Source organism: Pseudoalteromonas sp. QJM3NY_12 (assembly GCF_056173165.1).
In genome coordinates this window covers 3,277,086-3,291,072 of sequence record NZ_CM149661.1, presented here as the reverse complement: position 1 = coordinate 3,291,072, position 13,987 = coordinate 3,277,086, and the positions used below count along the sequence as shown (strand labels likewise).

Annotated in this window: 10 protein-coding genes; 5 read left to right on the top strand and 5 right to left on the bottom strand. The window is 40.3% G+C overall.

What is annotated here, in order from left to right:
* Positions 1-191: 191 nt before the first annotated feature.
* Complete coding sequence (locus AC0VZ5_RS15420) at positions 192-767, top strand: chitin-binding protein (protein WP_138608655.1); 576 nt, start codon at positions 192-194, stop codon at positions 765-767.
* Between the two features lie 151 nt (positions 768-918).
* Positions 919-2,991 (top strand): S9 family peptidase, encoded by a 2,073-nt coding sequence (locus AC0VZ5_RS15415; protein WP_475473567.1) that lies wholly within the window; start codon positions 919-921, stop codon positions 2,989-2,991.
* A 60-nt stretch (positions 2,992-3,051) separates the two neighbouring features.
* Here the strand turns inward: AC0VZ5_RS15415 and AC0VZ5_RS15410 are convergent, their stop codons facing one another.
* Entirely contained in the window at positions 3,052-3,525 is a 474-nt protein-coding gene (locus AC0VZ5_RS15410) for a Dps family protein (RefSeq protein WP_008112861.1), read from the bottom strand.
* Positions 3,526-3,925: 400 nt separating this feature from the next.
* On the opposite strand from AC0VZ5_RS15410, the gene AC0VZ5_RS15405 reads away from it, so the two are divergent.
* A complete protein-coding gene (locus tag AC0VZ5_RS15405; RefSeq protein WP_008112863.1) occupies positions 3,926-4,135 on the top strand; it encodes a hypothetical protein in 210 nt (69 codons plus the stop codon).
* On the opposite strand, the gene AC0VZ5_RS15400 is transcribed toward AC0VZ5_RS15405, so the two are convergent.
* Both AC0VZ5_RS15400 and AC0VZ5_RS15395 read right to left on the bottom strand, forming a co-directional pair.
* A complete protein-coding gene (locus tag AC0VZ5_RS15400) occupies positions 4,132-4,737 on the bottom strand; it encodes a PGAP1-like alpha/beta domain-containing protein (protein ID WP_475473565.1) in 606 nt (201 codons plus the stop codon). The two genes, AC0VZ5_RS15405 and AC0VZ5_RS15400, sit on opposite strands and share 4 nt — an antisense overlap.
* Before the next feature lie 170 nt (positions 4,738-4,907).
* Positions 4,908-5,444 (bottom strand): YaeQ family protein, encoded by a 537-nt coding sequence (locus tag AC0VZ5_RS15395; RefSeq protein ID WP_008112865.1) that lies wholly within the window; start codon positions 5,442-5,444, stop codon positions 4,908-4,910.
* Between the two features lie 91 nt (positions 5,445-5,535).
* On the opposite strand from AC0VZ5_RS15395, the gene ylqF reads away from it, so the two are divergent.
* Positions 5,536-6,480, top strand: a complete 945-nt coding sequence (gene ylqF / locus AC0VZ5_RS15390) for a ribosome biogenesis GTPase YlqF (protein ID WP_109875729.1) — start codon at positions 5,536-5,538, stop codon at positions 6,478-6,480.
* Between the two features lie 1,164 nt (positions 6,481-7,644).
* Positions 7,645-9,729, top strand: a complete 2,085-nt coding sequence (gene fusA / locus AC0VZ5_RS15385; RefSeq protein ID WP_138609530.1) for an elongation factor G — start codon at positions 7,645-7,647, stop codon at positions 9,727-9,729.
* A gap of 310 nt (positions 9,730-10,039) precedes the next feature.
* Here fusA and AC0VZ5_RS15380 read toward each other — a convergent pair whose 3' ends face one another.
* Together AC0VZ5_RS15380 and hemB are read right to left on the bottom strand one after the other, a co-directional pair.
* A complete protein-coding gene (locus AC0VZ5_RS15380) occupies positions 10,040-12,703 on the bottom strand; it encodes an ExeM/NucH family extracellular endonuclease (protein WP_475473563.1) in 2,664 nt (887 codons plus the stop codon).
* Positions 12,704-12,968: 265 nt separating this feature from the next.
* The gene (gene hemB / locus AC0VZ5_RS15375; protein WP_138609534.1) at positions 12,969-13,976 is read right to left on the bottom strand and encodes a porphobilinogen synthase; all 1,008 of its coding nucleotides are present in this window, start codon (positions 13,974-13,976) and stop codon (positions 12,969-12,971) included.
* Positions 13,977-13,987 lie beyond the last annotated feature (11 nt).

The window sequence follows — 13,987 nt, the reverse complement described above, 5'->3', positions numbered from 1 at the left end:
TGGCTTTTTTTATTCTTGCAAATTTAAACTTAAGTACTACTTTTAAACTTTGATTGCATTCTTTTGTTTGATTGTTGCAACATTGCGAATTAAAATCATTCGATATTGGTTAACGCATATTAGCCTACGAGCTAGTTTGCCTGTTGTAAGCCATATGATATGGGCGACGTTTGATTCTTTAAGGTGTTGCAGTGTTTATACATTCATCATTAGCGTGTGGAGAATGGTTAACTATTGGTTGTCTTGGACTGGATCAGTATAGCCAGCTATTTGTTGGTGATACGGTTAGCGTGAGCTTTTACGATGAGCATGGCGAATTATCTCAGCTAGCTTTTGATTATGAAATACTCTCTCCAGAGCAGGGTGAACCCCATGCCTGGAGTTTACTGGTAGTTGAGCATATTAATATGCACATTCCGCTGGTGTGCGCTGGCAGAATGACAGAGCAAGGATTGGTTGTTGCGTATCGACATAACAAAATATTTGCACTTGAAAGTAGTGGTATTTGTAGCGCGGTGGTCCATTTTAATCGCGCTGAAAAAAATAAAAAATTAGTTGTTGTAAATAGCCTCGGATACGACGCAATTTATCCTCAAAATGGTGATATGTATAGTGCGGGCACCAAAGTACTACAGCCAAAAACTGGGCATATATACCAGTGTAAGGCATGGCCATTTAGCGAGTTTTGCCGTGTAGATAAGCATAAAACTATGTTTGAGCCTGGAGTTGGCGAAAGCTGGACTATGGCTTGGCAGCAAATACAGTAAATCAACTTCCCTTAGGTATAACGACAACAATAAAATGCACGTAGTTTTTAGTTATCGAATTTATACCGCTTTAGCCCACTCAACTATGAGTGGGCTTTTTTATTTTTATGATAAACTGGCCGCCATTGTTATTTTTTAAGCGGTTTTTTTTGTGTCTTCTTTTGATTATTCTTTAAGCTTATTGCCTAATTTTCCTATTGCTAAAAAGCAACCTCATGCGCTGACAACTCACGCAAAAACACGTAGTGATGATTATTATTGGATGCGCGATGATGAACGACAAAATGCCGAAATACTCGCGCATTTAGCACAAGAAAACACCTATTGTGATGAGCAGTTAGCCCCCATTAAGCCATTACAAAGTGCATTATTTGAAGAGCTTAAAGGCCGTATTGTAAAAGATGATAACACTGTACCGGTAAAAGATGGCCTGTATTGGTATCACTCAGAGGTTCGCGGAGATGATGAATATGCACGCCATTATCGCAGCAGCAGTATGGTAATGGCTGATAAAGAGTTACTACTTGATGTTAATGAACTTGCCAACGGCTATGAGTTTTATGAGCTAGGGGAAGTGGCGCTGAGCCCCAATGAGCAATTAATGGCATACTCTGAGGACATTGACGGCAGACGTATTTACACGGTTCGCTTTAAAGATTTGAACAATAATAAAATGCTCGACGATGTACTTGAAAATACCGAGGGGCAGGTTGTTTGGGCGAACGACAATAAAACCGTATTTTATGTAAAAAAGGATTTAAAAACTTTATTGGGTTATCAAGTTTTTAGACATGAGCTAGGGAGTGAGCAACACCAAGATGTGTTGGTATACGAAGAGCAAGACAGCAGCTTTTTTATGGGCTTAGGTAAAAGTCGTGATGAAAGCTTAATTATTATTGATTTAGCTAGCACAGAAACTAACGACATGTGGATACTTGACGCCAATCAGCCTAAAGGTGAGTTTACTGCTTTAATACCGCGTGAAGAGGGCCATGAATTTGATATTGATAAGCTTGGTGATACTTTTTATATAGTGACTAACTGGCAAGCTAAAAACTTTAGATTAATGACCGCGACAAGCAGCACCATTGCTGATAAAAGCCAGTGGCAAACACATACCCCTCATCGTGAAAATGTATTATTAGAAGGCGTTGAATTATTTAACGACTTTTTAGTGCTTAGCGAGCGCGAACAAGGCCAAGCACGTTTTGTTGTGGTTAATAAAAACGGCGAGCGAATGAGCCTTGAGTTTGATGATCCTTGCTATTATGCTGCTATTGCCATGAACCCAGAGCCAAGTGTAACCCATGCACGCATTTACTATTCGAGCTTAACGACTCCCGGCTCGCTTTATAATGTTGATTTAACCACCGGTGAAAAAACCTTACTTAAACAACAAAAAGTACTCGGTGATTTTAACGCAGGAGACTACCAGTCAGAGCGATTAATGGTCAGTGCTCGTGATGGGGTAAAAGTACCGGTGTCGTTGGTTTATCGTAAAGATAGTTTTAAACAAGATGGTTCAAATCCGTTATTTCAATATGGTTATGGCGCGTATGGGATCACCATAGATCCTAGTTTTTCGAGTACATCACTGAGTTTACTTGACCGTGGTTTTGTCTACGCAATTGCGCATGTGCGTGGTAGCGAAATGCTAGGACGTTCATGGTACGAACACGGTAAAAAACAGCATAAACAAAATAGCTTTAATGACTTTATAGATATAACCAAAGCACTTACCGAACAAGGTTATGCAGATAAAAGTAAAGTATTTGCCTCAGGAGGCAGCGCGGGCGGTTTATTAATGGGAGCCGTAGCAAATCAAGCACCCGAACTCTACTGCGGTATGGGTTGCCATGTGCCATTTTTAGATGTGCTCACCACCATGTTAGATGAAAGCATACCACTTACAACAAATGAATATGATGAATGGGGTAATCCAAATGACCCTCATTTTTACGACATTATTGAAGCCTATTCACCGTACGATAATATTAGCGCGCAACACTACCCTAATATACTGGTGACAACCGGCTTGCATGACTCACAAGTACAATATTGGGAGCCAATGAAGTGGGTGGCTAAAATGCGTGAATATAAAATGGATGATAATATTTTAGTGTTTAAAACTGACATGGATGCAGGGCATGGTGGCGCATCGGGTCGCTTTAAAAGCTTAGAAGAAAAAGCATTAGAAATGGCTTTTTTTATCGCATTGTCATAGTAATAGTACAGTGACAAAAAAGCCTCAGTAATGACTGAGGCTTTCTATTTTTAAAATAACTTAATCTAGGTAGGCTTTTAACATCCACACTAGCTTTTCTTGCTCTTTAATGTAATCACTCATTAATGATGCGGTACCTTCATCATCCGCTTCAGCGGCTTGTGCAAGAATATCGCGCTGCATTTTAATTAAGCTGCTGTATCCGGCAAGTAAGTTCTCTACTGCGGTAACGCCATCACTGATCCCTTTTGCTTCTTTAATTTCACTTACTTCTAAGTAATCTGAAAACGCATGTAGCGGTGCACCATCAAGCGTTAAAATACGTTCTGCGATTTCATCTACTTTTAATAGTAGTAAGTTATAAATTTCTTCAAACTTTAAATGTAATTCAAAAAAGTTTCGGCCTTTAATGTTCCAGTGAAAACCGCGGGCATTCATATATTGAATTTGATAGCTGCTTAAAAGTGTATTCAGTGACTTAATAATATCTTCACTTTTTGTACTGTTTAAACCAATTGCATTTACTTGCGACATACCTTGCTCCTTAAATAACCGTTTTTATGAATTTTTTAAATATTGTTCATTGAAATAAGTATTGCTCATAATCGTCTATGAATAAAATCGTTTATACATATTGATGCCATAGCTAAAAGCTATCAGCGTATCTGTGGTTTTATGAATAAATTAACTAACGCTGTTCAATAGATATGGGTTGTGTTTATAGAAATACTACCATGAGCAGAAAATTTAGTGCTTTGCTGAGTATAAAGTATGATCTAAAACAAGCTTTTGACAGGCGCAGCGCAGACTTATTTTATTTATTGATTTAGGTCAAAAAACGCGCACAAGTAAAGCGCATAATCAATATAACCCAACTTGATAGAGAGTACTTTATTAAGTTAAGGGGCTACTTGATTAGATGCGGAGAGAAATAATGGAAGCTAAAACACGTAAAGAGAATAAAGCTGAACTCATCGTTATTGGTATTGCTTTGGTCGCGTTTGTTGTTGGATTAGTTGCGCACTTAGCGGGTGCGAGTTTTGCAAACTCTGATACATTTGGTTATATCGCTGCACCAATGCCGCTGGTGTTGGGTATTATATTTTTGATCAGCTATAAAGTGGCCGCTGCAGCCGAGGACTAAATGTCCTCGTTCAAGCGCTCAAGAATATAATTAACGACTTGGCGAGAGTAAATCATACTGGTATGGCTTAAGTGAAACACTTTGTGTTCAGCCATACCTTTAAGTTTGGTTTCATCTAGCAGTACGGTACCATCAGAGCGGCTGCCTTTTACAATGAGTGGCATTAAACCAATCGGTAAGTCGCCGGCAATACTGTATAGCTTGGCTTTAAAAGGCCAATCACCATTCTTAGACAGTAAAAATTCAACACTATTTTTTAATAATAGTTCGAACCCTTTTTGCTGCATTTTTTCAGCAATATGGCTGCCAGTATGTGGCGTCCCTAAGGTGATCACCTTTTCAACATGATGACTTGGCGCTGAGTTTGCTTCTAAATAGGCGCGGGCAACTAAGCCCCCCATAGAGTGGCAGACTAAAGCAGAAGGCTCATCGCTAATAAACTCATCTACTTGCGTAAAAATAGCATGTCGATTAGGGTCAAGAGTATTGTAGGTTAGGTTTAAAACTTTAACCCCCGACTCTTCCAAACGTGAACATAACGGGCGCATAACCAAGCCAGACATATACAAGCCATGTAATACAATAACGCGTTTAACTTTCATACGCCCCCTAATACCAATTTTATTAAAAACATATTAAATAATCCGCTACCTGCGTTAAAAATTATTTATATAGAACAACTATATGTCATCATTTTCGCCTTGTTATCGACTTATTTCTTTGTAGCTATAATGGATAACTAATTTAATGCAATTGGTATAACCTATTCTAGTTACATTAATTGCTGCGGTTTTATTTCAATATTGGTAGTGTCGGTATTAACCCAAACTTCACCATCTTGAATGGTAATAGCCAATTTAATATTACGATCAACCAACGCAGCTAATAATTGAGTAGCAGCATAATCAAGGCTAAAAATGCTTAGGTTTTTAAACTCGTACAATTTAGGCTGATGCTTTTGCCACCAAATAGCTTGGTTATTCTCGCCATAGGTATATAAAACTACTTTTTTAGCTTTATTACAGGCTTTTTTAAGGCGCTTTTCATCTGGTAACCCCAACTCAATCCACAGCTCTATTTCTTCGCTGTAATTGACATGCCAAAGCTCCGGCTCATCATCAGCACATAAACCTTTAGTAAACTCTAATCCATCACAGCTATTAAGTGCAAACGCTAGTAAGCGGATCATCAAACGCTGCTCAGTTTCTGAAGGGTGTTGTGCCAAGGTTAAATTAAAGTCTTGGTATACGTGACGGTCCATATCGCTAAGCGATAGTTGCGCTTTAATAATGGTAGATTTGAGAGCCATAATATCTAATCTGAAAAAATTTGCGCCAGTATAGCGCAATTAAATGAATTGCCAGTTAAAATAGCTACAAATTATATGTTAGGAGTTAAAAATGGCTATCCAGTGGTTCCCTGGGCACATGAATAAAGCCCGAAATGAAATTAAAGAAATAATGCCACAAATGGATGTGATCATTGAAGTGCTAGATGCGCGCATTCCTTACAGTAGCGAAAACCCGATGGTGGCTACTTTGCGTGAAGGTAAGCCGGTCATCAAAATATTGAATAAAGCCGATTTAGCTGACCCTAAAATGACCCAAGCGTGGAAGGATTACTTTGAGCAAGAAAACGGCGTAAAAGCGATTGCATTTGGTAACGATAAAGCCGCAGAGGTGCATCGTATTAATGAGCTGTGTAAAAAGTTAGTACCACATAAAGTCGGTGCTGATAAGCAAATTAAAGCTATGATCATGGGGATTCCTAACGTAGGTAAATCTACGCTCATTAATGTACTTGCTGGACGTATAGTGGCTAAAACCGGCAATGAGCCTGCAGTGACTAAGGCGCAGCAACGTATTAAACTTGATGATGGCATTATGCTTTACGATACGCCTGGGATGCTGTGGCCAAAAGTAGAAAACGAAAACTCAGGTTATCGTTTAGGCGCAACCGGAGCAATACGTGATACCGCTATTGAGTACGAAGAAGTGGCAAGCTACACCGCTGAGTATTTATTACATGCCTATCCTGAGCTTTTAAAAGCGCGCTATAAATTAGATGAATTGCCAGAAAGCGATTGGGAATTTGTTGAAATGGCGGGTAAAAAACGCGGCTGTATTCGCGGTGGCAACCAAATCGATACGTATAAAATGTCAGAAATTCTAATTAATGAATTACGAGATGGCATTATTGGTCGTATCACCATGGAAACACCTGCCATGCGTGAAGAAGAAGAAATAATGGTAGCTGGATTGCGCGCGGCGGCAGAAGCGAAAAAGCAAGCCAAAGAAGAAGAGAAAAAACAACGCCGAGCACGTGCACGAAAAAACCGCCGTTAATTTTTAAAGCGTAGGTTAAAGCCTTACGCATTAAATTACAGACATAAAAAAAGCCCGTAAGGGCTTTTTTAGTTTCATATCTACCGTCACCGATATGAGCAATGTAGCAAGTAAATGAGTAGGGCGGAAACAGGTCATAAACAGCAAGGGACGTTGTGGTTTATAACAGGTTTCCATAGCTGTTAACGTGCGCCACACGTTTGTTTCAGGGTCGAGAAACACATGAATTTTTCCGTCACAAGAAGCAATGCATGCCTTCTTGTTGATAGTGATTATCAGTTAGATTTGAGTGGCTGTCAACACCTTAATGAAAATAGTTCTCATTAACTTTATGTTGGCTTTATATTAAATTACAGGCATAAAAAAAGCCCGTAAGGGCTTTTTAGTTTCATATCAACCGTCACCGATATGAGCAATGTAGCAAGTAAGTAATAGACGATTATCTGCAATCAATATCAAGGGGCGTTGTGATTAATTACAGATAATCTTGGCTTTAACGTGAGCCACACGTTGTTTCAGGGTCGAGAAACAAATGAACTTTACCGTCACAAAAAGCAATGTACTTTCTTCTTGTTGAGATTGATTATCAGTTAGATTTAGGTAACTGTCAACACCTAAATGCAAATAATTCTTATTTTAACTTTTTGTTCATTTATAGCACTAAAGTAAGGGCTGTAAAACGGATTTCATGTTGCGGGGAAAACACTACTTTATGGCTACTATTAAATAAGCTGAAGCGAAGCTATTGGGCAAAAGTAGCTTGTCACTAACCGGTGTTGCCTGTATCTATAAAGTAATAACTGACCTGGCTTTGTTAGAAATTAAAGCCAAAACAGCAGGCAATTTAGTTATTAGCAACAAGGTTAAAACCATGAGTTTTGGGTTACTTTACTAATAAAATGCATATGGCAAAAAAGTTGTATTTGCTTCATACCACCACTTAATGGCACTTTTAATGTTCAACAATAACGCTGATAAAGGCTTAAGTCGTTTAAATACGGTTTATAACAAGCCCCTTTTAAGTCCATCTCTTACCTCGAAATATCTTTAAAGCAAGTTTTTTATAAATTGATTGCATTTTAAGCGACTTCTATGGTGATGTTCGCTTTAAGTAATGCTATACTCCCGCCGAATAATTTATCGACTTTATTAAGAGTAAAATTAATGGCAGATTTATCGAAGTACAGAAACATTGGTATTTTCGCGCACGTTGATGCGGGTAAAACCACAACTACTGAGCGTATCCTAAAGCTTACAGGTACTATCCACAAAACAGGTGAGGTTCATGATGGTGAATCGACTACCGATTTCATGGATCAAGAAGCTGAGCGCGGTATTACTATCCAGTCTGCGGCAGTAAGCTGTTTCTGGAAAGATCACCGCTTTAACGTTATCGATACTCCTGGACACGTTGACTTCACAGTTGAAGTTTACCGTTCACTTAAAGTATTAGATGGCGGTGTGGGTGTATTCTGTGGTTCTGGTGGTGTTGAACCACAATCAGAAACTAACTGGCGTTACGCGAATGAGTCAGGTGTTGCACGTATTATCTTCGTAAACAAATTAGACCGTATGGGTGCTGATTTTTACCGTGTAACAGCGCAAGTACAAAAAGTACTTGGTGCTACTCCACTTATCATGACTTTACCAATCGGTATTGAAGATGATTTTGTTGGTGTTGTTGATGTTTTAAACAAGCAAGCATACGTATGGGATGACACTGGTCTTCCAGAAAACTACGAAATCACAGACGTTCCTGCAGACATGGTAGAAAAAACTGAAGAATACCATGAGATGCTTATCGAAACTGCTGTAGAGCAAGACGATGACCTAATGGAAGCGTACATGGAAGGTGAAGTACCTTCAGTTGAAGATATCAAGCGTTGTATCCGTAAAGGTACTCGTGACCTTGCTTTCTTCCCAACGTTCTGTGGTTCTGCATTCAAAAACAAAGGTATGCAATTAGTACTTGATGCTGTTGTTGATTACTTACCTGCACCTACAGAAGTTGATCCTCAACCTCTTATGGATGAAGAAGGTAACGAAAACGGCGAGCATGCAATTGTATCTGCAGACGAACCTTTCAAAGCGCTTGCATTCAAAATCATGGATGACCGTTTTGGCGCATTAACTTTCGTACGTATCTACTCTGGTAAGCTTAACAAGGGTGACACAATCCTTAATGCGTTTACTGGTAAAACTGAGCGTGTTGGCCGTATGGTTGAGATGCAAGCAGATGAGCGTAAAGAGCTTACTTCAGCACAAGCGGGCGATATCATCGCTATCGTTGGTATGAAGAACGTGCAAACTGGTCACACTCTATGTGATCCTAAGCACCCAGTAACTCTAGAGCCAATGGTTTTCCCAACTCCAGTAATCTCGATTGCTGTACAGCCTAAAGATAAAGGCGGTAATGAGAAAATGGGTGTTGCTATCGGTAAAATGGTTGCAGAAGATCCATCTTTCCAAGTTGAGACTGATGAAGATTCAGGCGAAACTATCCTTAAAGGTATGGGTGAGCTTCACTTAGATATCAAAGTAGATATCCTTAAGCGTACTTACGGCGTAGACCTTATCGTTGGTCAGCCTCAAGTTGCTTACCGTGAAACTATCACTCGTGAAATCGAAGATAGCTACACGCATAAGAAACAATCTGGTGGTTCTGGTCAGTTCGGTAAAATCGATTACCGCATCAAGCCAGGCGAAGTGGGTTCTGGTTTCGCGTTCACTTCATCAGTTGTTGGTGGTAACGTACCTAAAGAATTCTGGCCTGCAGTTGAGAAAGGCTTTAAGTCAATGATGGGTGAAGGTGTTCTAGCTGGCTTCCCAGTACTTGACGTTGAAGTTGAGCTTTTCGACGGTGGCTTCCACGCCGTGGATTCATCTGCAATTGCTTTCGAAATCGCTGCTAAAGGCGCTTTCCGTCAGTCTATCCCTAAAGCGGGTGCACAACTTCTTGAGCCAATCATGAAAGTTGACGTGTTCACACCTGAAGATCACGTTGGTGATGTAATCGGTGACCTTAACCGTCGTCGTGGTATGTTAAGCAATCAAGAAGCTGGTTTAACAGGCGTTCGTATTAAAGCTGACGTACCGTTATCAGAAATGTTCGGTTACATCGGTTCACTACGTACAATGACATCTGGTCGTGGTCAGTTCTCTATGGAGTTCTCACACTACGCTGCATGTCCACAAAACGTAGCTGACACTGTAATCGCTGCAGAAAAAGAGAAAAATGCTGCTAAGTAATTAGCACTTTAACTCTTTGAAAAACCCGCACTTGTTGCGGGTTTTTTATTGTCTGAAGTTTGCAAGCAGGTGAATGCTATCAATACCAACCCGCAATAAGACTTAATCATTTTGAGGGGATAAACCAGAGGCTAGCTGCGTTAAAGTTTTCTCAACAAAAATAATTAAAAACGAAATCTTTGCTTTGTTATCGATACAATTTTCCTGTTCTTAATATAACTCACTTAATTAAGTGAATGAGTATAAGTGTTTTTGCTGTTTATAAAAAAAGCCGCTAGTGCGGCTTTTTTATGTTAATAGCAATGTGATATTAATCTACGTACTTGGTTGCTTTATAAGTGAGCTTAACATTACCAAAAGGAATGGCGCCGTTTACACGCACTCGCCACTTACCTTCTTGTGGATTGGTAAAAGAGCAGCTTTCACTATTACCTAGGCTAATTGAAGCACAATCTTTTCTGAAAAGCGTTGGGTTTCTTTTGTGGCGTACAAATAAGTTTGCATCACCCCAGCCACCTTCAAGGCTAACGGTTAACTCGTCGTAACCTTGCGGGATTTCAAAGCTGTAGCTTTTCCACCAAAACCAGCCACCAATATTATTAATTTCGCCAATAATTACTTCAGGTTCTGGCTCAGGTGGCGCGATAATAGTTGAACGAATATCGACAATAACAGGGTCATGATCTGATGCTCTGTAAGGTCCTTGAGCATACAAGCTTGATTGCTGTGCGTCAGATTTAAATTCAACATTATAATCAAGTGAAATAGGTTCATCGGCGTTAATATGCCAATCACTGGCGCTCACTACTTTACTTAATAAGCTCGGGCTTGCTAGGGCGTGATCTAAACTTCCTGCACGACCAGAAAAGCTGTAAGAATAACCTAAAGTGTTGCTATCTAGCTCAGCAACCACATTTTTAAGGCCTTTATCAGCAAATGCACGGATAGGATCTTCCATTGCATACGCGTTCATGTCGCCAACAAGAATGATATCTTCATCATCAACCCCTGTTGGTTTACTATTTAACCAATCAGCAAATGCATTTGCGCCAGCAGTTCTGATTTCATTCCAACATGCTTGACCGTCACCTTGATCAGCATTGCCACCAGTTGCGCTTCTACAACCACCTTTAGATTTAAGATGAGCAACCGCAACAGTAAAGACTTCTTCTGTCTCTAAAGATTTAAAGCTTTGTGCAATAGGTGCACGGTTACTGTAATCGAAAGGCGCATCGGTAGTAATTGCTGCAGTACCCACTTGCTGCACTTTATCCGCACGGTAAATAAGTGCAGTAGTGATAGCGTCGGTGCCTATTTTATCAACACCAAAGTCTACAAATGCATATTGATTTTGACTATCAGCGTCATTAAGTGCATTTACTAAACTAGCAACAGCACTAAATTCGCCAAAACCGTCATTTTCAATTTCCATTAAGCCAATCACATCTGCTTGCATAGCACTGATAGCGCTGACTAGCTTGGCTTGTTGACGAATTAACTCGGCTTCTGAATCAGCACCACGGCTAGTTGGGAAACCGCCACCTTGGCCATCGCCATTAAAGTAGTTAAGTACGTTAAAGCTGGCAACACGCAAATCAGCGTCAGGGTTTAACTCTGGTGCATCGGTGCGTGGATTGGTTGCTATAAACTGAGGTGTTGTTGTTGGGTGAATACGGTAAGTACTAAAGCTGTAAGCTAGCGCACCTGTTACAGAATTTACTGTATCGCCTGTGCGTAAAGTATTCTCTGCTGATAACCCAGGGACAGGATAAGCGATAGGATCGCGGTTTTGACGAGTTGAGCCATCATCTAAGAGTATTTTTTTATTTAGATTTTGTGCTTCAACCGCATTCGCAGCCGCGCCAGGAAGTGCAACTTGAGTACCTTGGTATAAGCGTTCAGTGGCAAGTTCTAGTTCTCCATAGCGACCTAAACCATAATTGTTAGTAACAATAAGCGGCTGCTCTAAGGTAACCAGCATACCTTCAAACGCTTCTAATTCACTTGGTTCGGTGACGGGCAGAGTGATTTTAGTTGGGTAAGCTGAAAGGCCGGTATCACAAATAGCAACTTGGCTAACATTGCCAATTTGGGTGGCATCAAAATACTCTTCAACAGTACCTTGTACGCGAACGTGATCACCCACATTAACATCCGTAGTGGCAAAGTAAACAAATACCCCTTCAGAGGTAAGTGGGTTTGCATCTTCATCACTATTAAGTGAATTTACAAAAAAGCCTTTGAGCTGATCATCTGCTTGGAAATCAGCTGTTACTACACCTTCAAACTCAACCACAGTGTTAACTAGTAGGCTGCTTGTGCCTTCGCCTTGAATGCTGCTAATTAATGTTTTTTCAGCGCCACATAATAAAGGCTCTTCAGGTTCTGGGTCTGGATCAGGGTTAGGTGAAGAATTTCCTGCAAATATGCCTAAATCACTAAAGTCATCTTGCTCAAATTGCAGCCATTGCTCGCTTGGGTTGAAACTATCATCGGCGTCAGTGCGCCCATTTAATTCAGTTTCTTTGCGGCGTAATGTTTTATTTTGTGTTTTCACGCCCCCTTCTGACCAAAATGAACCAGGGTCTACACCGCGCTGGCCAAAGCTATCAATAACCACAGAGCCTTGTGTAAGTACCAGTGCATCGTCGCCATTAAAGTTAGTCACGGCGCTGAGTTGGTCAGCTTTTTCTTTTAGTTCTGCTGATGCATTACCATTAACAATCACGTAGGTGCTATTTGCAGCAAGTTCGCCAGTTAAATCGAATGTATTATTTGCATCTGTACTGCCATTTGAATAGAGGCTAAGGGTATGGCCATCTAATGACAGTGGGGTTGTCGAATTGTTAAATAGTTCTATTGCTTTATTATAGCTACTGCCTTCTACGTACTCAGATATAACGAGGTTAGCGGTAGCGGGTGCACTTAGGCTTGCTAATACAAGCGCCAAAGGCGTTATTTTTGTTTTTAACATTATTATTTTTCCCGTGTTTTTGTTTCCCCAAATGGGACGCTTAGTGTAATGAAAAATGATTACAAATAGAATACAGAATGTTAACAATCTTGGTTTTTGTTATTTTTGAGGTTGAATGTACAGTGGGTGTTTGGTTTTAGGTAAGGCAGAACCTATGTAGTGTGATTACTTCCCATAAATAGGGAACGCTGTAAAAATGCCAAATATGTGCTGCCCTTAAACATAAAAAAGGGCAATAAAGCCCTTTTATATCAATATGTCGTTATTATTTATTTAAATAGCGAGCAGCTTGCTTAGCAAAGTAAGTCAGAATGCCGTCTGCGCCAGCGCGTTTAAATGCTAATAAAGACTCCATTATGGTTGCTTCTTCGCTTAGCCAGCCGTTATCAATAGCGGCTTTATGCATCGCATATTCGCCACTTACTTGATAAGCGAATGTTGGAACACCAAACTCATCTTTAACACGGCGAACAATATCAAGGTATGGCATACCAGGTTTAACCATTACCATGTCAGCGCCTTCTTGAAGATCAAGTGCCACTTCGCGAATTGCTTCATCAGAGTTGGCAGGATCCATTTGGTATGTTTTTTTATCAGCGCCTTTTAAGTTACCCGCAGAACCGACAGCATCTCTAAATGGACCATAGTAGCTTGACGCATACTTTGCAGAATAGGCCATAATGCGGGTATGAATAAAGCCATCGGCTTCAAGAGCTTCACGAATTGCACCAATACGACCATCCATCATGTCTGATGGGGCAACAACATCTGCGCCAGCCTCTGCATGTGATAGCGCCTGCTTAACTAAAATTTCGGTAGTGACGTCGTTAATCACATAGCCTGCATCATCAATAATGCCGTCTTGACCATGCACTGTAAATGGGTCAAGTGCAACATCGGTGATCACGCCAAGCTCTGGGAAGGTTTCTTTTAATGCGCGTACTGTTCTTTGAGCTAAGCCATCATCGTTATAAGCTTCTTCAGCGAGTAGAGACTTTTTATCTGCAGGAGTAACAGGAAAAATAGCGAGCGCAGGGACGCCTAAATCTACCAGTTCTTTAGCTTCTTCTAGCAGTAAATCAATTGATAAACGTTCAATACCGGGCATTGATTCAATGCTTTCACGGCGGTTTTTACCTTCAAGCACAAACACAGGATAAATAAGATCATTAATACTCAGCTGATTTTCAGCCATAAGGCGACGAGAGAAATCGTTACGGCGCATTCTACGCATGCGAGTATATGGGAAAAGGTCTAGTCCAGATTGGGCCATAAGTATACGCT

Excerpts from the sequence above, each read along its gene's own strand:
- AC0VZ5_RS15410 (WP_008112861.1), bottom strand. The coding sequence starts at position 3,525 with ATGTCGCAAGTAAATGCAATTGGTTTAAACAGTACAAAAAGTGAAGAT.
- AC0VZ5_RS15405 (WP_008112863.1), top strand. The coding sequence starts at position 3,926 with ATGGAAGCTAAAACACGTAAAGAGAATAAAGCTGAACTCATCGTTATT.
- AC0VZ5_RS15400 (WP_475473565.1), bottom strand. The coding sequence starts at position 4,737 with ATGAAAGTTAAACGCGTTATTGTATTACATGGCTTGTATATGTCTGGC.
- AC0VZ5_RS15395 (WP_008112865.1), bottom strand. The coding sequence starts at position 5,444 with ATGGCTCTCAAATCTACCATTATTAAAGCGCAACTATCGCTTAGCGAT.
- ylqF (WP_109875729.1), top strand. The coding sequence starts at position 5,536 with ATGGCTATCCAGTGGTTCCCTGGGCACATGAATAAAGCCCGAAATGAA.
- fusA (WP_138609530.1), top strand. The coding sequence starts at position 7,645 with ATGGCAGATTTATCGAAGTACAGAAACATTGGTATTTTCGCGCACGTT.
- AC0VZ5_RS15380 (WP_475473563.1), bottom strand. The coding sequence starts at position 12,703 with ATGTTAAAAACAAAAATAACGCCTTTGGCGCTTGTATTAGCAAGCCTA.
- hemB (WP_138609534.1), bottom strand. The coding sequence starts at position 13,976 with ATGGCCCAATCTGGACTAGACCTTTTCCCATATACTCGCATGCGTAGA.